At 41.6% G+C, this 21201-nt stretch carries 25 protein-coding genes and 1 pseudogene; 15 read left to right on the forward strand and 11 right to left on the reverse strand.

Annotation, left to right across the window (positions count from 1 at the left end; genetic code table 11):
* Position 1: 1 nt before the first annotated feature.
* The 5 genes from IGI92_RS07590 to dat all read left to right on the forward strand — a co-directional run bounded on the left by IGI92_RS07590 (position 2) and on the right by dat (position 4290).
* Complete coding sequence (locus IGI92_RS07590) at positions 2–925, forward strand: LCP family protein (protein WP_430608406.1); 924 nt, start codon at positions 2–4, stop codon at positions 923–925.
* A 200-nt stretch (positions 926–1125) separates the two neighbouring features.
* Positions 1126–1542, forward strand: coding sequence for a GNAT family N-acetyltransferase (locus IGI92_RS07595; protein WP_061054078.1), 417 nt, complete (start codon positions 1126–1128; stop codon positions 1540–1542).
* A gap of 73 nt (positions 1543–1615) precedes the next feature.
* Entirely contained in the window at positions 1616–2044 is a 429-nt protein-coding gene (locus IGI92_RS07600; RefSeq protein ID WP_244733605.1) for a hypothetical protein, read from the forward strand.
* A gap of 161 nt (positions 2045–2205) precedes the next feature.
* Entirely contained in the window at positions 2206–3306 is a 1101-nt protein-coding gene (locus tag IGI92_RS07605) for an AI-2E family transporter (RefSeq protein ID WP_008381956.1), read from the forward strand.
* Between the two features lie 129 nt (positions 3307–3435).
* A complete protein-coding gene (gene dat, locus IGI92_RS07610; RefSeq protein WP_142424832.1) occupies positions 3436–4290 on the forward strand; it encodes a D-amino-acid transaminase in 855 nt (284 codons plus the stop codon).
* Positions 4291–4388: 98 nt separating this feature from the next.
* Here the strand turns inward: dat and IGI92_RS07615 are convergent, their stop codons facing one another.
* Positions 4389–4562, reverse strand: coding sequence for a hypothetical protein (locus IGI92_RS07615; protein ID WP_005236169.1), 174 nt, complete (start codon positions 4560–4562; stop codon positions 4389–4391).
* The gene (locus IGI92_RS07620; protein ID WP_315042116.1) at positions 4562–5227 is read right to left on the reverse strand and encodes an NAD(P)H-dependent oxidoreductase; all 666 of its coding nucleotides are present in this window, start codon (positions 5225–5227) and stop codon (positions 4562–4564) included. Before IGI92_RS07620 ends, IGI92_RS07615 begins: the two co-directional genes overlap by 1 nt.
* A 164-nt stretch (positions 5228–5391) precedes the next feature.
* Here IGI92_RS07620 and IGI92_RS07625 point away from each other — a divergent pair, with 164 nt between their 5' ends.
* The 4 genes and pseudogenes from IGI92_RS07625 to IGI92_RS07640 all read left to right on the forward strand — a co-directional run bounded on the left by IGI92_RS07625 (position 5392) and on the right by IGI92_RS07640 (position 9383).
* On the forward strand, positions 5392–5574 hold the full coding sequence (locus IGI92_RS07625; RefSeq protein ID WP_430608408.1) for a hypothetical protein: 183 nt from the start codon (positions 5392–5394) through the stop codon (positions 5572–5574).
* Positions 5575–5744: 170 nt separating this feature from the next.
* On the forward strand, positions 5745–6527 hold the full coding sequence (locus IGI92_RS07630; RefSeq protein ID WP_005236161.1) for a MurR/RpiR family transcriptional regulator: 783 nt from the start codon (positions 5745–5747) through the stop codon (positions 6525–6527).
* Between the two features lie 103 nt (positions 6528–6630).
* Positions 6631–8192: pseudogene (gene malX / locus IGI92_RS07635) on the forward strand (maltose/glucose-specific PTS transporter subunit IIBC).
* Positions 8193–8222: 30 nt separating this feature from the next.
* Complete coding sequence (locus tag IGI92_RS07640; RefSeq protein WP_087664168.1) at positions 8223–9383, forward strand: MalY/PatB family protein; 1161 nt, start codon at positions 8223–8225, stop codon at positions 9381–9383.
* A gap of 63 nt (positions 9384–9446) precedes the next feature.
* Here IGI92_RS07640 and IGI92_RS07645 read toward each other — a convergent pair whose 3' ends face one another.
* Both IGI92_RS07645 and IGI92_RS07650 read right to left on the reverse strand, forming a co-directional pair.
* Positions 9447–9617, reverse strand: coding sequence for a hypothetical protein (locus IGI92_RS07645; RefSeq protein WP_005236154.1), 171 nt, complete (start codon positions 9615–9617; stop codon positions 9447–9449).
* A 185-nt stretch (positions 9618–9802) separates the two neighbouring features.
* The gene (locus tag IGI92_RS07650; protein ID WP_430608409.1) at positions 9803–11203 is read right to left on the reverse strand and encodes a C69 family dipeptidase; all 1401 of its coding nucleotides are present in this window, start codon (positions 11201–11203) and stop codon (positions 9803–9805) included.
* 165 nt (positions 11204–11368) lie between these two features.
* Between IGI92_RS07650 and IGI92_RS07655 the strand changes: the two genes are divergently transcribed.
* The 3 genes from IGI92_RS07655 to IGI92_RS07665 all read left to right on the forward strand — a co-directional run bounded on the left by IGI92_RS07655 (position 11369) and on the right by IGI92_RS07665 (position 12862).
* Positions 11369–11788, forward strand: a complete 420-nt coding sequence (locus IGI92_RS07655) for a DUF4430 domain-containing protein (protein ID WP_016612115.1) — start codon at positions 11369–11371, stop codon at positions 11786–11788.
* Positions 11772–12317: a hypothetical protein gene (locus IGI92_RS07660; protein WP_005236149.1), complete on the forward strand. Its 546-nt coding sequence runs from the start codon at positions 11772–11774 to the stop codon at positions 12315–12317. Before IGI92_RS07655 ends, IGI92_RS07660 begins: the two co-directional genes overlap by 17 nt.
* Before the next feature lie 173 nt (positions 12318–12490).
* On the forward strand, positions 12491–12862 hold the full coding sequence (locus IGI92_RS07665) for a hypothetical protein (RefSeq protein WP_005236147.1): 372 nt from the start codon (positions 12491–12493) through the stop codon (positions 12860–12862).
* Positions 12863–12951: 89 nt separating this feature from the next.
* Here IGI92_RS07665 and IGI92_RS07670 read toward each other — a convergent pair whose 3' ends face one another.
* Positions 12952–13224: a hypothetical protein gene (locus IGI92_RS07670; RefSeq protein ID WP_005226206.1), complete on the reverse strand. Its 273-nt coding sequence runs from the start codon at positions 13222–13224 to the stop codon at positions 12952–12954.
* Between the two features lie 135 nt (positions 13225–13359).
* On the opposite strand from IGI92_RS07670, the gene IGI92_RS07675 reads away from it, so the two are divergent.
* Positions 13360–13557 carry a hypothetical protein gene (locus tag IGI92_RS07675; protein WP_005236143.1) on the forward strand — a complete coding sequence of 66 codons (198 nt, stop codon included), beginning with the start codon at positions 13360–13362 and terminating at the stop codon, positions 13555–13557.
* A 36-nt stretch (positions 13558–13593) separates the two neighbouring features.
* Here the strand turns inward: IGI92_RS07675 and IGI92_RS07680 are convergent, their stop codons facing one another.
* The 3 genes from IGI92_RS07680 to rsxC are packed head-to-tail and all read right to left on the reverse strand — an operon-like array spanning position 13594 to position 16590.
* Positions 13594–14166 carry a hypothetical protein gene (locus IGI92_RS07680; RefSeq protein ID WP_008381938.1) on the reverse strand — a complete coding sequence of 191 codons (573 nt, stop codon included), beginning with the start codon at positions 14164–14166 and terminating at the stop codon, positions 13594–13596.
* Between the two features lie 23 nt (positions 14167–14189).
* Positions 14190–15260: an RnfABCDGE type electron transport complex subunit D gene (locus tag IGI92_RS07685; RefSeq protein WP_005236139.1), complete on the reverse strand. Its 1071-nt coding sequence runs from the start codon at positions 15258–15260 to the stop codon at positions 14190–14192.
* Entirely contained in the window at positions 15253–16590 is a 1338-nt protein-coding gene (gene rsxC / locus IGI92_RS07690; protein ID WP_042890379.1) for an electron transport complex subunit RsxC, read from the reverse strand. Before rsxC ends, IGI92_RS07685 begins: the two co-directional genes overlap by 8 nt.
* Positions 16591–16774: 184 nt before the next feature.
* Between rsxC and IGI92_RS07695 the strand changes: the two genes are divergently transcribed.
* Positions 16775–18709 carry a heavy metal translocating P-type ATPase gene (locus tag IGI92_RS07695; protein WP_430608411.1) on the forward strand — a complete coding sequence of 645 codons (1935 nt, stop codon included), beginning with the start codon at positions 16775–16777 and terminating at the stop codon, positions 18707–18709.
* A gap of 31 nt (positions 18710–18740) precedes the next feature.
* Here IGI92_RS07695 and IGI92_RS07700 read toward each other — a convergent pair whose 3' ends face one another.
* On the reverse strand, positions 18741–19184 hold the full coding sequence (locus IGI92_RS07700; RefSeq protein WP_008381931.1) for a hypothetical protein: 444 nt from the start codon (positions 19182–19184) through the stop codon (positions 18741–18743).
* 120 nt (positions 19185–19304) lie between these two features.
* Positions 19305–19832 (reverse strand): HdeD family acid-resistance protein, encoded by a 528-nt coding sequence (locus IGI92_RS07705; protein ID WP_008381929.1) that lies wholly within the window; start codon positions 19830–19832, stop codon positions 19305–19307.
* Positions 19833–19969: 137 nt separating this feature from the next.
* Here IGI92_RS07705 and IGI92_RS07710 point away from each other — a divergent pair, with 137 nt between their 5' ends.
* The gene (locus IGI92_RS07710) at positions 19970–20464 is read left to right on the forward strand and encodes a hypothetical protein (protein WP_005236128.1); all 495 of its coding nucleotides are present in this window, start codon (positions 19970–19972) and stop codon (positions 20462–20464) included.
* Between the two features lie 68 nt (positions 20465–20532).
* Here IGI92_RS07710 and IGI92_RS07715 read toward each other — a convergent pair whose 3' ends face one another.
* A complete protein-coding gene (locus IGI92_RS07715; protein ID WP_008381927.1) occupies positions 20533–21129 on the reverse strand; it encodes a nitroreductase family protein in 597 nt (198 codons plus the stop codon).
* Positions 21130–21201: the final 72 nt, after the last annotated feature.

Consider the following 21201-nt stretch of genomic DNA (forward strand, 5'->3'; position numbering starts at 1 on the left):
ATTGAGTACAGCAAAAAAACTAATAATCATTTTCCTGGTATTGCTGACCGGAATTATCTCAGCAGGAACTGTCTATGCGGTTAAGGTGTATTTTCAAGTAGAGGATGTTGCCCACTCGATCCATCGTCCAATCGAAGGACGAGAAGAGGCGGAAGTCATCGAAAATGCCGAGCCTCTAAGCCTTCTTTTGTTAGGGATCGCCAATGACTCTCGTCGCAAAACCGATTTTCGCGCCAACACCATCATGGTAGCAACGTTGAACCCTGCCACAAGAAAAACCACCCTCACGAGTATTCCTAGAGATGCTTATGTGGAAATCGTGGGACAAGGGTACCATGATAAAATCAATCATGCCCATTCTTTTGGTGGAGCAAAAATGATGATTGAAACCGTCGAACAATATCTTGATATACCGATCCATCATTATTTCTCCTTAAACATGGATGGGATGGCAGATCTTGTTGATGCAATTGGTGGCATCACGGTTGAAAATGAATTTGCTTTTACTGCTGAGAAAATCGATTACCCAGAGGGGGTCCTCGATTTAGATGGCTGGGAGGCGCTTCAGTATACTCGTATGCGAAAGGATGATCCAGAAGGTGACTATGGCCGTCAGCGCCGTCAGAGAGAAGTGACTGAGATTCTGGCAAAAGAGTTAGTTTCACTTTCCAGCGTGATGCGGATTCAGGATCTGCTAACGATCATTGGAGAAAATGGTGAAACCGATCTAACTTTTTCGCAAATGAGTCAATTATTTATCCAATATCAATCAGCATTAGGGACTGTCGAGTCTTACCAAATGGCTGGCAGTGGGTTCACCGGCGATGGCTTCAGAGGAGAATATGGAATTTCCTATCAAGAAGTAACGCCTGAAGAGCAACAGACGACGAGCCAACGTTTAAAAAATGAGTTGTTGATTGATTAACGTCCTGGCTTAGAAACAGAACCAGTTCAATTTTGTTCTTCAAGTATTTCGTAATTAGAGTTGACAGCCGCTTTTCCTCAGGATACTCTTTAGTCAAGCAATGCATTACGGCTTGATAACAAGAGTTTGTTTGGAAAAGAGCTGTCAACTCTATTTCTATTGTTCCACCCTGTCGCTAAGTTATTACAAGGAGGAAAAGTATGAAGATCGTCTTTAAAGACCAATTACCATCTGATTCAAATCAAGTACTCGCTTTGTATGAGGGAGTTGGCTGGAGCGCCTATACTAAAGATCCCGAGCGTCTTTTAAATGCGTTAGCCCACTCAGAGGTGATCACGGCCTATGTTGAAGAGCAGCTAGTGGGGCTTATCCGTTGCATAACCGATGGACAAACCATTCTTTATATTCAAGATCTATTAGTAGCATCCGAGTTCCAAGGTCAAAAAATTGGTCAGCGATTACTCAAAAAAATGCTGGCGAATCATCCATCAATACGGCAAAAGGTTTTGATTACGGACAACACAGAAAAAACGCGTCATTTTTATGAGGCGTGTGGCTTTTCCTCTGTGGAAGAGCAGCAAATTGCCGCATTTATCTATTCAGCAAAAAGCGAATAAGGAATAAGAAAATCGATGTGTCACTGAGAATATTTTTTTAGTTGCGTTGGGTTTGAAGAAGGAGTGGAGAAAAATGAAGATGCGCTTTGCGTTACTTTTTTTGTGTCTCTTTATTGGTGTTGGCGCTTGTGGAGGAAGTCTATTGGCGTTTAAAAGCATTGAGCCGTTAAGCAAAGGGGAGACATTTGCTGGTTTGGAAGCGGCCATGCTGCAAGGAACACCCTTCACGACCTTCTTAATTCCCGGCTTGTTTTTGTTCGCTATCTTAGGTTTGGGTAATCTGATTGTTGTTTTCCTCTTGCGGCTTAACAAAGGGTACCACGGGGTAATGCTTTTAGGCATGAGTTTAGTTGTCTGGATCATCGTGCAGGTCATCTTATTACGAGAATGGAATGTCTTGCATGTGATTTTCTTTTTGCTAGGGTTGCTCCAGTTTGCTTCAGCAGTCTACTTTGTCAGACGGTTGCATATTCCGTTGCCGTTTTCAGCTCATCAAAATTGATTAGATTCGAGATATAGAGATGAAAAAAATTAAATTAATTGAAAGTTTGCTATGAAAAACATGGATTTTTGAAAAATTCTTCTTGAAATCATCCTTCGTTTTTAAAATTATGCTAAACTGAAAGAAGTTGAATTACTTTCTAGAATCAGGAGGATTTATTATTGGAGTTTCTTAAAAAATCAAAAATTTTTGCAGGTCTAGTGATCGTCTGTCTCTTAGGGATCGCGGTCTGGATCTATTCAAATATACTGTTTGTCTTTCGACCACTGGAAGCCATTTTTTCTAGTGTCTTTTTACCAGTATTGATTTCGATTTTTATTTTTTACATCTTTTTACCTTTCTTTAATTGGGTGAAAAAAAGAACGAAAAAGAAAAGCATTGCGCTATATTCGACATTGCTGCTGATCGTTTTTGCAGCGTATTTGATCGTTCAGGTGATTGGACCAGCATTAGCCTATGAGATGGGGCGTTTTATCAATCAAATTCCCATCATCATCAATTTGGTGATCGATACTATAGATCATTCTTATTTAGAAGAATTATTTGGTCCTTTTATTGATTCGATTGATATTTCCCAAGCTAGCAACTTTGCCTTACAGTTTATTACCGGGGCAACCAATAGTCTGACGAGTTTGATCTCCATCGTTTCTCATTCAGCGATCGTCTTGTTTACGATCCCACTGTTATTAGTGTATATGTTTAAAGACGGTGAGAAAGTTCCTGATTTTTTGGCAAGTAAGACACCGAAAAACTATCAAGGCTTAATGCGACAACTTTGTAGTGATTTTCATCAAGCAGCGTCAGCGTACATCGGTGGGAAATTGCTGGTTTGTTCTTATGTTGCGGTTTCAAGCTATTTCATTTTTTCTTTGCTAGGCTTACAAAATGCCTTACTATTAGGATTAATTTGCGGCGTTCTGGACATTATTCCTTATTTCGGCCCCTTTATCGGAGCAGCACCAGCCTTTTTATTTGCGTTAAGTCAAGACATTCGAACAGCTATTTTTCTGATTGTCGGAATCACGATCATTCAGTTAGGTGAATCATATCTTGTTTCACCATTAGTGATGAAAAAAGTATTGCATATCCATCCAATCATTGCGGTTTTCTTATTATTGATTGCCGGCAACTTGCTTGGATTTGTAGGCATGATTGTGGCACTGCCAGTGTATTCGATCGTGATGGCAATGTCTGGTACATTGTTGCGTTTTTTTCAAGAACGAAAATTAGAACGATCTGTAATTGATAAAGATTCATTATAACGAAAATGTTCTACCTTGCTGTTGGAGCGGTCTCCATCAGCAGGTTTTTTTGTTTTTAAGCACTACGTAGCAAGGCCTAAAGACAAATGCTATACTTATTGAAACGAGAAGGACGATAGGAGTGAGGAAATGAAGGTTTTATGGAACGATCAAATCGTTGATCGAGAAGCTGTGAAAATTGACATTGAAGATCGCGGTTATCAGTATGGTGACGGAATCTATGAAGTGATTCGAATCTATAATGGTCGCTGCTTTATGTTAGGGGAGCATATGACTCGCTTAGAAAGTAGCGCGCAAAAAATTAAACTGACGTTGCCTTATACAATTCCCCAATTAACTGAAAACCTTAAGTTACTGGTTAAAACCGAAGGAATCACAGAAGGAGAGATCTATCTTCAAATCACCAGAGGAATCGCCTCTCCCCGCAATCACGAGTTTCCGTCTGCTGGAGCAGTCAAAGGAGTCGTGACCGCAAATGTGATCCCCTTTGAACGACCTCTGGAAATGCAGCATGCAGGGCTAACTGCGACCGTTCTTCCAGATGAGCGTTGGTTGCATTGTGATATCAAATCATTGAGCTTGTTAGGAAATCTGTTAGCGCTAGATCAAGCGATCGAAGCGGGGTTCGATGATGCACTCTTGCAACGAGATGGATGTTTCACGGAAGCTTCGGCATCAAATCTCTGGTTTGTCATTGATGGTATCGTCTATACACATCCGGATGGACGCTTGGTATTACCAGGTATCACGAAAATGAAGGTGCTACAGTTGTGTCAGCAATTAGAAATTCCTTATCGAGAAGAACCTGTCCCTGTTGAGGTACTAAACAACGCGCAAGAATGTTTTTTGACCAATTCTGTCTGGGAAATTGTGCCTATCGTCAAAGTAGATGGGAAATCAGTTGGCGATGGTACATTGGGTTCGATCACGAAACGTTTGCAAGCAGCCTATATCGCTGCTACAAAGAGTATGTGCGAATCCTAGTTAACAAGCAAAAGAAACGATTCAAAAAAACTTTGGCCCACCCAGCATGTTTTATAGCTAGGTGGACCAAAGTTTTTTCTTGGATACAAGTGCAGATTTTACCATTCACTAGGATTCCACAATTTTCCGTCAAGTTCTCCTTGTTTCAATTCGATTCGAATTTCTTGCTGATGAAGCAACTTCTCTAGTTCTTGCAAAAATGCTTTTTCGTGATAGTCAGCTGTTTCTTTTATTGACTGCTCTATCAGTGGCTTCAGCCATTCGTGATCCATCACAGCACCTCCAATTCAGTTAAAGCGTCTTCTAATTCGGTCAATGTTTCATGGTTTTCCTGCAACAGGGATAGCAAAGGAGCAAGCTGCGGTTTTTCAGAAACCAAACGCGCCAGCTTTTCGCTAAACCATTGTTGCTTTTGATCAAATGTAAAGGGAGCCGGCATTGATAACAGTTGCTGATAGGCAATGACAAAGGCTCGTTTCTCTTGTTCTGATTTATACATCAGTTGATCGAGGACAACGATGGGGAGTACCGTCATTTGGTGTTTTTTTGCCATGAGTACCAGTGGGTGCAAAATTTCATTGAAGGTCGTATTTTCTCGGCCGCCTAGCTGAAATTCTTTGGCGGCAACGCCGGTAGAAACGGCGAAACTAATTTCCTTGCCCACCAATGCAGGGGCACATTTTTCCCAAACCGTATCGATCCAAGCTTTCATTTTTGCTGGAACGCTGTACCAATATATGGGGAATTGTAGAATCAAACGATCGCATGTTTGCAACAGCATCCGTTCATTGGCGAGAGAAAAATCAGAAAGATCATCAAGGAAATGCATGGTGACGTTAGGAAGCTTGGCACTTTCACTAAAGAATCGTTGGGAAAGCGAATTGTGGAAATCCGGATGGCTGGCTACCACTAAAGTTTTTATCATGAGACTGATCATCCTTTCCTATTACATTTACCATATTTTACCAAAAAGAGAAACTAGTCTGCTTTTCTTTTTGTCGAAGTTCTTCTCTTTTAGTTTCGTTTAAGGTACTTCTTTTATACTTGTTATAAGAAAAAGCCAGTAGCGGCTTAAGCGTGATAGAAATGGGGGAATAGAGGATGGAATCAAATGATCCCTTGATGAAAGGTCTAGCAACTATAATAAGGATCGTTGCAAATACAGTGAACTATGTCGAAAATGGACTTGCCAGTTGCAAACAACGAATTGATGTAAAGCGTCAAACGAAAGAAAATGATTACGGCAACGGGCAAGAGTTTACTGAAGTGACTGTCTACAGATGACCGATGCAAAGAAAATAACAAAGATGGCTCACTCCTCAAAGGGTGAGTCCTTTTTTTTATTTCAAGCCATTCATCATCAGTTTGTACTTTTGTTGAGGGAAGGTATAATGAGTAAATGAAGCATAGTGGAGACGGAAGAATGAAGCAATAGTAGGGAGGAGAAGCAGGTGATGAATCATTTATATAAACGAATCCAATACAAAATTCCAGAGCTGAACCGAGTAGAAAGAACGGTCCTTAACTATTGTTTAAGGGCGCCCGAGAAAGTTTCAGAAATGACGGCCGATGAGTTAGCTTCCCAAACGTACACCAGTCAAGCGACGATCAGCAGAATGGCAAAAAAGCTTGGCTTTACCGGTTTTCAAGAATTCAAATTTTCACTGAAGAATTATCAAACTCTTGAAAGAAAATCATCTACTCAAGCTTCTCTTGGCTTATCCCCACTGATCAAGCAAATGATTGACCAGCTGACGACATCCTTATCAATGATTGAAGAGGCTGACTTTCAGCGTGCCGTGGAAATGTTGCAGCAAGCACAACGAATCGAATTTTTTGCTTTAGGGCAAAGTGCGCCGGTTGCATTATCTGCGAGTCGAAAGTTGCGGTTCTTAGGAAAAACGGTTGGCGCTTCAACGGATTGGGATGAATTGACAACCATCGCTAATCAACTATCAAAAAAAGATATGGCTATTTTTATTAGTCATAGTGGGGAAACAATCGGGATGCTAAATTATGCTAACCGGTTGAAACAAAGAGGTGTGCCGATTTTAGCCTGTATTGGTCAATCAACAAGCACGTTGGAAAAGCTTGCCACCTTCTCTTTTTCTGTTGAAATGACAACGATTTATCATCATGAAGTCGATTTGAGCCCACGGATCTCTTTAGCAGCGTTACTGGATATTTTAATTATTCAATACGCCAATCAAATCGAACCAGGACTTGATCCTGAATGACCATTCCATTTTGTGAATGGTCATTCTTGTTTTGGTAACTGTATTGTAAGCCTTCTTGATATCGTTTACATTTTAAGAGATAAAAGTGTTAGGAGGAAATGATATGCAAAAAGGAAAGAAAGCAAGCTGGATGGAAATTTTTCAAGGACTTGGGAAAACATTTATGTTGCCAGTCGCTTTACTCGCATTCATGGGTTTATTTTTAGGGATTGGTAGTTCATTTTCATCTTCTTCAACGATCGACGTTTTCCCATTTTTAGGTGCCTCTTGGCTTCAAGTGGTTTTTCGTTTCATGTCAACGATCGGTGGCTTTGCCTTTAGTTACTTACCCGTCATGTTTGCGATGGCGATTCCTTTAGGTCTAGCACGAAAAGAGAAGGGAGTTGCGGCATTTTCAGGCTTTGTGGGCTATGTCGTGATGCATTTATCCATCAATTTTTATTTACAAGAAACGAATCAATTAGCTACTGCAGATCAACTTCGAGAAGCAGGACAAGAGATCGTTTTTGGCATTCAAACATTATCAATGGGTGTTCTAGGTGGTATTATCGCAGGATTGATCGTTTATAAATTGCATACGCGCTTCTACCATTTTCAATTGCCAGATAGTTTTGCCTTCTTTTCAGGAGCCCGGTTTGTTCCAATCATCACCTCGCTTACTTTAGCTGTGGTCGGGGTGATCATTCCGATGATTTGGCCATTGTTTGCTATGATCATCACAGGAATCGGACATTTGATCCAACAAGCTGGTCCTTTCGGTCCGTTCTTATTTGGTTCAGGTGAGCGCTTATTACTGCCATTTGGGTTACACCATATTTTGGTTTCCATGATTCGCTTTACCGAAGCAGGGGGAAGTCAGCTGATCGATGGTCAGCAAGTCTTTGGGGCGTTAAATATTTTTATGCGGAATTACAAAACGGTTTAAGCATCTCACCAAGTGCAACGGCGTTCTTGTCTCAAGGGAAAATGCCAACCTTTATGTTTGGCTTACCGGCAGCAGCATTAGCTATGTACCAGACAGCAAAACCTGAGAATCGTTCAAAGATAAAAGGCTTGTTGATTTCAGGCGTCATTGCAACTTTTGTGACAGGAATTACTGAACCAATCGAATTTTTATTCTTATTCATCAGCCCTTTATTATGGATTTTTCATGTCATCATGACAGGTGCTGGATTTATGGTAATGAGTCTATTGGGTGTCACGATTGGAAATACCGATGGGGGCGTGCTTGATTTTCTTATCTTTGGCGTGATGCAAGGCGCATATACAAAATGGTGGCTCGTTCTGATCGTAGGAGCTTGCTGGTTTGCCCTGTATTACTTTGTTTTTAAAACAGTGAGCCTTCGCAAGAACTTGAAGACACCTGGTAGAGAAGAGAACAACGATCAAACGAATGAGTTGGAAGAGGAAATGACCTATTCTGGAAAGAGTGGCTACGATGCCCATGGTATTTTGGCAGCTTTAGGGGGAGCAAGCAATATTGATTCTTTAGACAATTGCATTACACGGCTACGCCTCGTTCTAAACGATGGTACATTGGTTGATGATGAACGGCTAAAAAAACTAGGTGCGCTTGGGGTCGTTCACTTAGATGATACGAACGTTCAAGTAATCATTGGAACGAAAGTAACAACAGTCAGAAATCAACTTGATGCGATTCTTTAGCAAAATTGTCAAGTAGTAGGAGTGAAGAAAATGTTTTTTGATGAGCCAATCAATCGTAAAGGAACCCATTGTACCCAGTGGGATTATGTGGAAGACCGTTTTGGTGAAAAAAACTTGTTGCCATTTACGATTTCCGATACGGATTTCAAGGTGCCAGCTGCAGTTGAAGCGGCACTTATCAAGCGGATGCAGCACCCGGTATTTGGGTATACACGTTGGAATCATAATGAATTCAAGCAAGCGGTCTGCAAATGGTATTCTGAACGCTTTAAAAGTAGGATCGACAGCGATTGGCTGGTCTACAGTCCTTCCGTCATGTATAGCATCAAACTACTCGTCACCTTACTCAGCAATCCAGGAGATGGGATCATTATTCAGACGCCAGCGTATGATGCGTTTTACAAAATGATCAGGGAAAATAGACGGGAAGTTGTGTCCAATGCTCTCATCTATGATGCCGGTTCTTATTGCATGGATTTTGAAGACTTAACCCAATTGATGGCACAGCCTGAAAACAAAGTTCTTCTCTTATGTAGTCCTCATAACCCAACTGGGAGAGTCTGGCAAAAAGATGAGTTGCAACGAATGATCGAATTGGCGAGAATCCATGATGTATTTATCATCTCTGATGAGATTCATATGGATATTGTAAGAAAAGGACAAAGGCATCAACCAATCATTGAATTGTTGCAAAAAAATGTAGCCCTTGTTACTTCGGGAAGCAAAACGTTTAATTTCCCAGGGTTGATTTATTCTTATGGAATTATTCCTGATTCCAAGTTGCGTGATCGCTTCTTAACTCAGTTGAAAGAAGCCGATGGGTTGAGCTCCACCAGTATTTTTGGCATGACCGCAACGATTGCTGCCTACGATAATGAAAGTAAGTGGGTGGATCAGCTCAATGACTATCTGGATGATAACATTGCTTATGTGATTGCTTATTTACAGGAATATCATCCAGAACTCGTGGTCACGAAAAGCGAAGCCACGTATCTTATGTGGATTGATTGTACAGCACTGGATTTAACGATGGTGGAATTGCAGCAACGAATGATTCGTAAGGGAAAAGTCGCGATTATGTCAGGGGAAATCTATGGGAATGAAGGGAGAAATTTTTTACGCCTAAACGTTGGCTGTTCGCGAGAAAAACTCATTGATGGATTGAACCGATTCACATTGAGTTTGACATAACAAAAAAGAACCCACTGAGCAATCAGAAAGATCCTGTATTCTTTCTGATCGCCAGTGGATTTTTTAGTCTTTCGTCCTGTGGGGAGTTGATGTAGTAGTAGCGGGGATTGGTTCAACGACATGGAAATAGCCTTTTTTGTCTTGAATGATCAGCATATCTTGCTGACTCTGGCTCTTGATGATTTCACCTTTAACAATTTCGTTGGTGACAGTCCGATAAATACTTGCAGTCATGCTCATTCCTCCCAACGTTTTTTCCCAACTGGTCTTCAATAGGGGGACCAGTACAAATCAATTGCTTGATTTGTACCAGCAAGGAAAAAGAAAACGAATTGGTATCTTTAGTATAGGAGAGCAATGTTTAGATTGCTGCAATTCCATGTAAAGTTTTTGTTAATCCTTTTATTTTCAACGATTGACTAATCGGCTAAAGAAAAACGCAAGGCCATTTTATTACTGCCAGACTCCACCATTTTTCCTAGTAACGTTGTTGCATTTTTTAAATACAGTTCGGCCATCTCAGCGTTGGCTTCTTCAAGCAGACGAGTAGGCTCCTTTTCAGCGGAAGCTTTACGATCAGTTTCTTGTTGGATGCGGCGACAAGCCGCCATCGTTTCCATTTCAAAACGGTTGGCAAGATCACTATAGCGATCGTAGTCGCTGTCCCCAATCAACGCCAAGGTGCGTCCTAACCAATAGCTATTTGTTGGATCGTAGGTCTTTGTCGTATCACAATAGCCAAGTGGGGTCTTAGTGATAGCTGCATAAAAGGGCACAACGCCGTTGAAGGTATTGGGGCCAAAGGCGAGCCAATGAATGCCAGCGATTGCTGCAGGCACGTGGTTGCGGATCTGCAAAATATGGACTTGCTGGTTGCGATTGAGAGCAATCGATCGAAATTGTGTTTTTTGTGTCTCGGTCCCTGTACCGTAAGGGTCAAAAGGCGTATTTTGGAAGTGGGAGCTCAATGCCCATTTTACATCTTCCACGGATAGCTTTTGTTTTGGGTAGCATACAAACGGGAGCTCTTGATCGATCGGTTCAGCAACTGTTCCGCTAAAGTGTTTTTGAATGTACCATGCCCGCGGGTTGTTGTAACGGGTATCTTTTTCTGAGGAGCTGCCAAAAATATGGCGTAGATTAATGCCTTCAAAATCAGGATTTAATTGATAGTCTTCAATCAACTGTTCGAGATCATGCGAACACAACGTCATTTCTGAGGCGAAATCGAAGTGATCAATGTTTAAGCGATTGGGTGCCACGACATAGGCATCATCTGGTATGCGAACAGCTGCCCAGTGATGTCCACCGATGGTTTCCATATACCAAATTTCCTCGGCATCAGAAAACGCGATCCCGTTGGCTTCGTAGGTCCCATAGGTTTCTAAGAGTTCCCCTAGGCGAAGAACACCTTCTTTAGCGGAATGAATGTAAGGCAGTACAATGCTGACGAAATCAGCTTCCCCGATACCATCTTCCACATATGGATTAATGGCCAAAACGCGTGAATTGGTCGTAATCGTTTCTGTCGCAGTCATGGCGATATTTACTTCATTGATTCCTGAAGCTGCCCAGACTCCTTGGGATTCATCTGCTTCAGGTGTCGAAGTATAACGTAAGGGATCCTTAGGTAAACGGATTCGACAGCCGCTTAAAACGGCGTAAAATTCATTTCCTTGCTGTTCTGGAGTGATGACGACGAATTTTTGCGGTTCCGAACCGCTCCCTGAATCTTCATTACGGGCAATCATGGTCGAGCCGTCAATCGATGCTTTTTTTCCTACTAGTAAAGTGGTACAGGACGCTTTTTTTCTATCCATCTTTCCAACACTCCTTCATTTCTTCTTACGAATGATTGAAGCTAGTATACCCATAGTCACATGGATTTACAATGCTTTCTATAGAGGGGAACAAAAAAATTTCGCCTTTTTTATTTATTTTTAGTACAATAAGGTGTTGTAAAAAAAATCAAAGGAGCCATTATTATGAAGAAAACAGTAATTTTTAGTTATATTTTTTTACTAAGTCTGGTTTTTGCCGGATGTGCCAAACCATCGATGGATGCGGGTAACTCCTCTAGTGACTCTTCGTCAGTCCAACAAAATGCCGAAGAGCGCACTGCCCAAATCAGCTTCAATAATAAAAGTGAAGAGCAAGACCAGGAGATCGAAACCAAAACGGTCACTTTTAAAGAAGGGGTTTCTTTGATGACTATCATGAAAGAGAACTTTGACTTGGAAGAAAATCAAGGGATGATCACCAGCATCGACGGTTTAGCCCAAGATGAAAAAGCTGGCTATTATTGGACATATACGATCAATGATGAAATGATTACGACTGGGGCAGATGATACCTTTTTAGGAAACAACGATAAAGTGGTTTTCACCTATGAAAAATTCGAATAAACCACTTGTATTTGCTGGAAAAGAAATTGCTTATTTAGGGTTGCTTGTAGCAGCAGCCGTCGTCGGCAGGACACTTTTTCAACCTTTACCCAATGTTCAACCAATGACGGTGATCTTTTTATTAGTAACCATCCATTTAGGTCTTAGTCGTGGATTGATCGTTTGTCTGCTCTCGATGCTGATTACCAATTTTTACATGGGAATGGGGGTATGGACGATTGCCCAATTGATTAGCTATGCCGTCGTAATTTTTGGAATGTATCTATTATCAAAAAGCAAACTGTTTATGAAAAAGTTGTATTTACAAGTCATTTATAGTGTATTTGCAGGTTTTGCGTATGGCTTTGTGATATCTTGGATCAGTGTCAAGCTTTATGGGTTTCCTAGCTTTGGGGCTTACTATTTTCAAGGAGTGAGCTTTGATGCGTTGCATGCAGCGGGGAATGGCATCTTTTATTTGATGCTGGCACCGATTTTTCTGCGACTTTTCCAACACTACTATCCAAATAAAGACAGCGAAGGGCACTAAGCGCCTCGCTGTCTTTTTGCTTGACTCAGCAGTCGTGGTGACAAAAACGTCTATGTCTAGAGGAAAAGTCTTTGATGATCAAACGTGTTGAATGGGGCTATGTGAGGAAACAAGCAGGCATATTGTTGTGCAAAAGCGTTTTCTGCAGGTATCCTTAAGGTATCTAAGGAAGGATGTGGCTTTTGATGAAATGGATCGTGAAAAAAGATGATTTAGAAAGCTACCGTGCGAAGTTCCATGGAAAACTGGCTGGTTATGCCGAGGAAGCCAAAATGATTGCCCTGCCAACACCAAAGTATTTTATCGTGGTGGTTGACGAAGAAAAAATCCACTTGATTCAGTTAGATCTGCAATTTCATGAAAAAGGGATGCAGACAATTATGATCCATGAGATCACAAAATTACAACTAGGCGGTGTGGTAAATAAAAAAGTTCAGATTCAGACACCTTCGTCCACTGTCAAATTAATGATCAAACCGTTGGCGATCGGTATCAAAGAGGAGCAAAAAGCCTTGATCGATCGGTTTACCAGAATGTCGCGATAAACATCGGAGGAACACGCGGGAAAAATCAGCTGGATTTTTTCAGAAAAAAAGCAAGGGCAGTTGTCTGCACTTGCTTTTCGTGAGTCCTGTTATTCTGGCGTACCGACGATTTTAATAAATTCATCGATATTCTTGATCTTCATATGTTTGATCACTAACTGTTCCCGCTTGTTCCATTTTCCTTCAACTTCTAATTGGTATTTATTTAATGGAAGGCGTAAGACATAGCTGGCTAAGTAGCGATCCTTAATAATGCAATTTACGATTTTGTGGTCTTCTAAAAGTTGGATACCTGTCAGCATCATTGGCGTTTCTTGAAAAACGCGGCTATTGACTAACAATCCAGTGTGGGTTTCGTTCATGGGATCTTCCTTTCTGATAAACCTGGGATAAATCATCTTTCTGTCTGTTATGTTACCTGATTTGCATCAGAAAGGCAATTCCTATAATAAATCCTCGTTATTATAGGTCAAGCACAAAGAAAGGAGGGAAACGACATGGTTGGGTATAATCGTTTCTCAAATGAGTTTCAAAAGGCTTCGAAAGAACTCCGTGAAGGGAAGAAGTCCAAAAATGCCAATAAGGGGCTGCGAACCCGACAAAAAATCGCTGCTGAAAAAGAGCAAAAAGCACAAAATGCTTTTTCGACTGGTTTTTTGATCGGTTCCTTCAGAGAGTTATTCCGCAAAAAATAAGCAAGTTCCGCTGCCAAAGCGGGACTTGCTTTTTGTTTAGAATAAATAATTGAAGAAGACACCATTGAGAAAGGAAAAGCTTAGATAGAATAGAAAAAGTGTTACGATATCCAGCGGTAAACCTTTTAGAATTGGCGGAATCGTGGCAATTTGATTCCGTGTATGAACCCCTGACAAAGCACAAGAAAAGAGGAAATACATGCCTACAGCAACAAATAAATTGGTTAAATAATCGGTATAGGGAAATTGGGTCACGGTGGCGATCGTCAGCAATAGAACATTGACTAGGAGCGTTTTTTTTAGATCAGTCGTCAAGAAACGTTTTTTTGCAGGAACGATCAGTAAACACAAGCCCCCCGCAATCAAGGCGATGATGGCAGCACTTACCAAGTTGGTGACCACTTGATTGCCATAGACGAAACGATTTTGAAGTAAAAGATAAAAGCTTAACCCACTGAACAAGTAAGCGACCGCAATGATCCCTGAGAGGAAAACCACCCGTGTCGTCACGTTCGGTTTTTTCTCTTTGACGGTCGGTGCCAAATTTTGACAGGCGTAATTTGTGAGTAGAATGACTAGAAAGACCACTAGCCGATTGGCGATCATCATAAGGAACCCTCCTTTTTTACGATTTAGCTCATGATTTTAAGGTTGAACGGGGTCTTTTTTCCTTCCCCTAATATGCGAAGGCGTAAGAAGCGATCAATAAGTGGGGTGAAACAATTCATGATCAAGATGGCATAGCTCATGCCTTCATTTGTAAAACCAAAGAAACGGAAGAGCACAACGAGGAGGCCAACGCCTAAGGCAAAAAGATTTTCTCCTGCTTTTGTTCCTGGTGTCGAAGAATAATCAGTCGCCATATAAATCGCACCCAACATGGCACCACCACTGATGATATGACCGATGACCGTTTGCCAACTGCCAGTAAAAAGTCCTTCTGGACCAAGGATAAAAGCAAAGAGCCCGATCGTCGCAAAGATAATCAGTGGGATACGAGGGGAGATGATTTTCTTGTAAACGAGAAAAATCCCACCCAACAGTAAAAGTAAGGCACTGGTTTCACCGATTCGTCCTCCGGTAAATCCTAAAAAGGCATCCACTAGTTCAGAGCCACTCAACGTTTCTCCTGCTTTCATGACAGCTAATGGTGTGGCACCAGAAACAACATCGTTCGCTGTAGCCTGCGAAACGACATCAGGTGCGATGCTGCCAAAAGGTGGATCAGGCCAACTGATTAGAAACATTTGGTTATAAAACAAGCCAATCAACAGGGCTCGACCGCCGAGGGCTGGATTTAGAAAATTATAACCAATACCGCCAAAAAATTCTTTGACGATGATTACGGCAAACGCCACCCCAATCACGGGAAAATACCAAGGTGCGGTTGGTGGGAGGTTCATCGTTAAAAGCAAGGCCGTCACGACGATGCTTAAATCGAAGCGAAACGGCCGTTTGACAAGATAGGACCAAAGTCCGTCGGCAGCAAACGCCGTGGCTAGTGCAATGAAAAACAAGCCATAAACTTTCAATCCAAAAAGGTAGCCAGAGAATAAAACTGCTGGCAGCAAGGCTAATACCACACACCCCATGATTTTAATGGTCTCGTCATTGCTGCGAATATGGGGGCTTGGGGGTGTTTCTTGATTTTTCCTTTGCTGAAAGAGACGTTCGCTATCGGAATCCTTGTAATAATCAGGCACTTTCCTTCGCCTCCTTTTGCAACTGGGCAACTTTGCCTTTTGCGGCAGTGATATTGGCAGCTAAGGAACGTTTAGCTGGGCAGACGAAGGTACAGGCACCACAATTGATACATGCTTCTGCCAATAATTCTTCACACTTTTGATAATCCCCCGCTCGATAAAACTGATCGATCTCCATTGGCATGAGGCGCATTGGACAAGCTTCGACACATTTGTTGCAGCGAATACAGGGGTTTTCGGCATAGAGCCAATCGGTTTCTTCATTAAAAACAACGATGCCATTGCTGCCTTTGGTGACCGGAACTTTCAAGGTTTTGACGGATTTTCCCATCATTGGTCCACCAAGAATCAATTTGCTGGGGGCTCCTTGAAATCCGCCGGCAAAGTCGATCAATTCTCCTGCGAGTGTTCCTAACGGATTTTTGACGATGCAGGGATTTTGAACATCGCCGGTAACGGTTGTATAGCGTTCAATCAACGGTTTGTCATAACAGACCGCTTCGGCGATGGCAAAGCTGGTGGCAACATTGATCAAGACGATACCGATATCGGCAGTCAAACCACCTAACGGCACCTCTTGATCGGTCAATAACTCTACTAACTGCTTTTCACCACCGGTTGGATAAACAGTTGGGACAGTAACGACTTCTATCGTGTCATCCTCTGCACTTGCGGCTTGCATGGCTGAAATGGCTCTTGGTTTGTCATCTTCGATGCCTATTATGATTTTTGGACCATCCAGTAACTTTTGGGCAATCTTTGCACCGTGAATGATTTTCTGGGCTTCTTTTTGCATTAAGAAAGCATCACTGCGTAAGAACGGTTCACATTCAGAACCATTTAAGATCAAAGTATGGATTTTTTTGGTTTCATCAATACTGAATTTGACATGGGTGGGAAACGTTGCACCGCCTTTGCCGGCGACGCCGCCTTGACGGATTTTGTTGAGGATGGTTTCGTTAGCAGCAGATTGCCAGTCGAAGGGGGCTGACAAAAAATCATTTTGATAAGCATAATCATTTTCAATGATGATGGTTTTTCCTTCTTCATTGTTTTGATTCGGCCAATCGACCATGTCGACGATTTTACCCGAAACAGATGCATGAATTTTGGCAGATACAAACGCATCAGACTCAGCGATCACTTGCCCTTGCTTGACGTAATCACCAACGGAAACAATCGGTTCCACCGGAGCACCAATATGTTGTGCTAAAGGGATAAAGACCATCGTGGGTGAAAAGGTAAGAATTTCATCTTGTTCGATCATTAATTTTTCTTTTAACATTTTTAATGGGGGACTTAGTGAAATACCGCCAGTAAATGTTCTCATAACCAACACTCCTTTCTCTCCTAAGTTTATTCTAGCATGCCATAAGGAATCACAAAACCCAAAACGCTTACATTTCACAAGAAAAACTTCTTTCGGTTGACATATGATTGTTTATTCATATATAATAAGTCTATAAATATGATTGATCGTTCATATGACAGATGGACTAGAGGAGGTTTTAATGATGGCTGAACATACTTGTCAACATGATCACACAAAAACGGAGGGGCATTCTCATACTCACGATCATGGGACTCTCCCACGTAACATTTATTTTGTAGGCTTACTGCTCTTTATACTGGCACTTTTTGTTCCGAACCAATGGGTGAAAGATGGGTTTTATTTTGCTGCGGTTTTATTAGCAGGTTATCACATTTCGTGGGAAGGAATCGAGGATACCATAAAGAGTACCAGAGCCAATCGGCGATTCACACCGAATGTACATCTTTTGATGTTGTTGGCAGCGATTGGTTCCATGGTCATAGGAAATTTTAATGAAGCAGCTTTGTTGATTTTGATTTTTGCAGGCGCTCACTTCTTAGAAGAATACGCCGAGGGACAAAGTCGAAGAGAAATCACCAATCTTCTCAAATTGAATCCCACGGAAGCCCGTTTGATGGGTCCGGATGGGAAAACCAAAAAAATTGCCGCTTCTGAGATAAAAAAAGGAGATATTTTGCAAGTGCTACCTGGTGATCAGTTAGCAACAGATGGCGTAATCCTTTCTGGAACGAGTGCCATCAATGAAGCTTCGATCAATGGGGAAAGTATTCCTCGAGAAAAGACTACAGGAGACGAAGTCTATGGGAGTACGATTAATGGAAACGGCACATTTTTGATGGAAGTCACGAAAGACAGCTCTGAAACAGTCTTCGCAAAAATTCTTTCAGTGGTGGAAGCGGCGCAATCAAATCAATCACCGACCGAAACACGAATCAAAAAAATCGAACCAATCTATGTAACAGTTGTTTTCGTTGCAGTCCCTTTGTTCATTTTGACTGCACCGTTTCTCTTTGGTTGGGATTGGTATACAAGTTTTTATCGTGGGATCGTAATGATGATTGCGGCTTCTCCTTGTGCTTTAGCGGCAAGCGCCGTCCCTGCTAGTTTGTCGGCGATCTCGAATCTAGCGAAAAAAGGGATTCTTTTTAAAGGGAGCAATTACTTGACCAATTTCGCTCAGATCAAAGCGGTAGCTTTTGACAAAACGGGAACTTTGACCGTCGGAAAACCTACAGTCACGGAAGCCGTTTTCGCTGATACGATCGATCGAGCAGAGGCAGCAGCGGTCATCGTTTCGATGGAAAAGCAAGCCAACCACCCATTAGCAGATGCGATCGTTACTTATTTCGAGAAGACAGAGAAAATACGAGAAATCGAACAGTTGACTGTCACAAACGAGATTGGTTCCGGTTTAGGTGCCGTCTCAGGAACCAAAACCTATCGATTAGGAAAAAGAACCGAAAACAACCAGTTAACAGGTTTGATGGAGCAACAGTACCGTCAATTGGAAGCGCAAGGAAAAACAATGGTCGTGTTTTCCATCAACGAAGAGGTTACGGCGATCATCGCATTGATGGATGAGCCGAACGAACAGGCAGCTTCTGTGATTCATTATTTGAAAAATGAAGGTATCCATACTGTTATGATCACCGGAGACAGTGCTTCTGCTGGTGAAGCAATCGGTCAGCGCTTAAAGGTTGACCAAGTGGCTGCCAATGTTTTGCCTGAGAACAAAGCGGAAGCGGTACGAGCACTCCAAGAAGCATACGGACAAACCGCCATGGTGGGTGATGGTATCAATGATGCCCCTGCACTTGTTCAAGCAGACATCGGCTTTGCGATGGGGGAAGGGTCAGATGTTGCGATTGAAGTAGGAGACGCAGTGATCATGAAGAATGATCTTTCGCGTTTTGCATATGCCTATCGCTTAGCGAAGAAGATGGATCGGATCATTTGGCAAAATATTTTTTTCTCCATGTTTATCGTCGCGTTATTAGTCGGCTTGAATCTATTCGGCTTGATGAACATTGGGTTGGGGGTATTTGCCCATGAAGGCAGTACATTGATCGTATTGTTTAACGGGTTACGTCTTTTGCGTAAACTGCCAGAAGCATAAAAAAAGCGGCTATCGAAAGATAGCTGCTTTTTTAATGACTGAATTGTGTCGAAGTTGGAAAATCAAAGGCATCGATTTTTTGTAATCGATTTTCGATCCTTCTTAGAATTCCTTCAGAGGATTCTAACGGTTTGATTGCATGATAAGCAGTCAGCAATAGGACTTTTTCTTTAGCAGGACGATTTTCGATGCGATAGATATTGGCTAATCGTTCAACATATTCGTAATGACTATAGTCCGTTTTATTGATCAAGAAGTGCAAGAGATCTTTTGCTTTCGCATAGTCTTCTTGAAGATAGAAACTGATCGCTTCACGATACAATTTGATATCGAGTTCTTCGATTTGTTCTGGATTCGCTTTTAACGCACGCCACTCATTGATCGAGATTTTTCGTACGACTTTGCCAGTTGCATCGGTCAAAAAAATTACCGGCACATCATTTGGATGTTTTGCTTCTTGCTTAATTTTCTTCATGTCGCACCTCCCGCCTCTCAATGGACTGACTGTTTGATATCTCCTATTTTAAAAGGAATAGCGGGAAAAGTCTACATGTAGATGTTAGATTCGTAGAAAATTTTAAAACATTCTCATTTATTAGGCTCTTTTTCGTTGAAAATGATTAATAGCGTCGGATGCCCCCATGAAAATCAAGATACCGCCAAAAATTTGGAAGAACAGTAGCCAAGTGGCGAATGGATTCAATACGAGAACGAGTCCAGCAGCAATAATCAAAAGACTGATGATTAAGCTCGTGATGTAAGGTAAGCCAATGCGTTTTTGGTTAAAGCTTGCCATTAAGCGGGTGCATCCGCTGATGGTGATCATGATCCCTAAGAAAAATGGCACGATGGCAAGTAATCCTTTGGCAAAAACTAAAATCGCAGCTGCAGCAATCAACAGTAAGATACCAGAGACCGACTGCACATTGCGATAGCCCTTTTGTTTTTCTTTGTAGCTCGTATACAAGCTGATAATCCCTAGACATGCGATGTATCCGGCAACGAGATAAACGATCGTGTTGAAGACAGATCGTGGTGCAATCAAGATAATGAAGCCGAAGACGATATATACGACGGCACGAAGCAAGTCATAGCGTTGTAATTTATCAAAAAATGCATTCATGATAATTCCTCCTTTTTTTCTTATTGTACCGAATTCTGGTGAAAATAGATATCAAAAAACCTAGGAAATAGGCTAAGCCTTTTGTAACAGATCATTTTTTGGTAAAATAGGGAAAAGAAAACAGAACGGAGAGTTTTATGAGTGGGTTAACGCTATTGATGTGTGCCTTTACGATCGTTTTGTACCTCTATTTATTGGTGGTACGCAAAGAGATTCACTTTATTGCTGTTGAGCGCAAACTAAGCAAAATCGCTATTACGATCTTTTCAGTAATGATTATCCTATCCATGTTGATGATGGATGACCAATTGGATAATCAGGTGCGAGGAATCGTTTCAGGTTTTGTCTTTTTAAGCTTTGTGCTAGACAGTCGCGGGTTAGCCCTAGATCGAATTATTGTCCATCCAATGAGTATTAAAGGGGTACTGTACCAAGACATTGATCGGGTCGTATTATTTCAAGAAAAGGAAGGGCAGCCCATCAAGATGAACTATTTTCGAAAAGGGATGCGGGGACCATTAATGAAATTCAAACAACCGTTAGCTGAATTGGTGGTATTTTTGTCGGAGCACTTGAATGAAGGAACACCGATCGATATTCTGGTCGATCATGATCAAGGAAAAAATGACTAAAAGACCCTTGATTGCTGCCTTATGTGGCCGTAATCAAGGGTCTTTTGTTTAAAAATCGGGAATCGTTTTTAATGGAAAACGCGGAAACGTTCGTCATCATTTAAAAATTCTTTTTCATTTGGTTCGCTTTGTTTTGAACCAAAAACTAATTGGGCCCGCAGCTGCCAATTTTCAGGAATTGACCATTCAGCTACAACAGCATCATCAATTACTGGATTATAATGTTGTAAGTTGGCGCCTAATCCGGCTTCTTCTAAAGCTACCCAAACATTCGCTTGGGCAATCCCATTCGATTGTTCTGCCCAGACCGGGAAGTTATCTGCATAAAGGGCAAATTGGTCTTGCAAGTTCTTAACGGTATCTGTGTGAATAAAGAATAGAACGGTTCCATAACCTGCTTTAAAGCCAGCAAGTTTTTGTTTCGTTGCTTCAAACGCCTCCGGTGGTGTCAATGGTTCTAAAGCAACCTCCGTTAACGTCCATAATTTTTCGTGGGCATCGCCAAATAAAATCACGGCACGTGGCGATTGTGCGTTAAAAGCAGTTGGACTGTTTTTTACTGCTTCTTTCACGATGGCTTCGATTTCTGTATCTGAGAGTGAAACATCTTTGCCTAATCCATAGATTGAACGGCGCTGTTTGATCGTATCAAGAAATTTTGTCATAGTATTCCACCTTTTCTATTGTCATAGAATGAAGTATACATTCTTACTTAATGTTAGTAAAACAAAATGCTT

Origin of the sequence: Enterococcus sp. DIV2379 (genome assembly GCF_050542965.1) — a bacterium.
Taxonomy (GTDB): Bacteria; Bacillota; Bacilli; order Lactobacillales; family Enterococcaceae; genus Enterococcus_D; species Enterococcus_D entomosocium.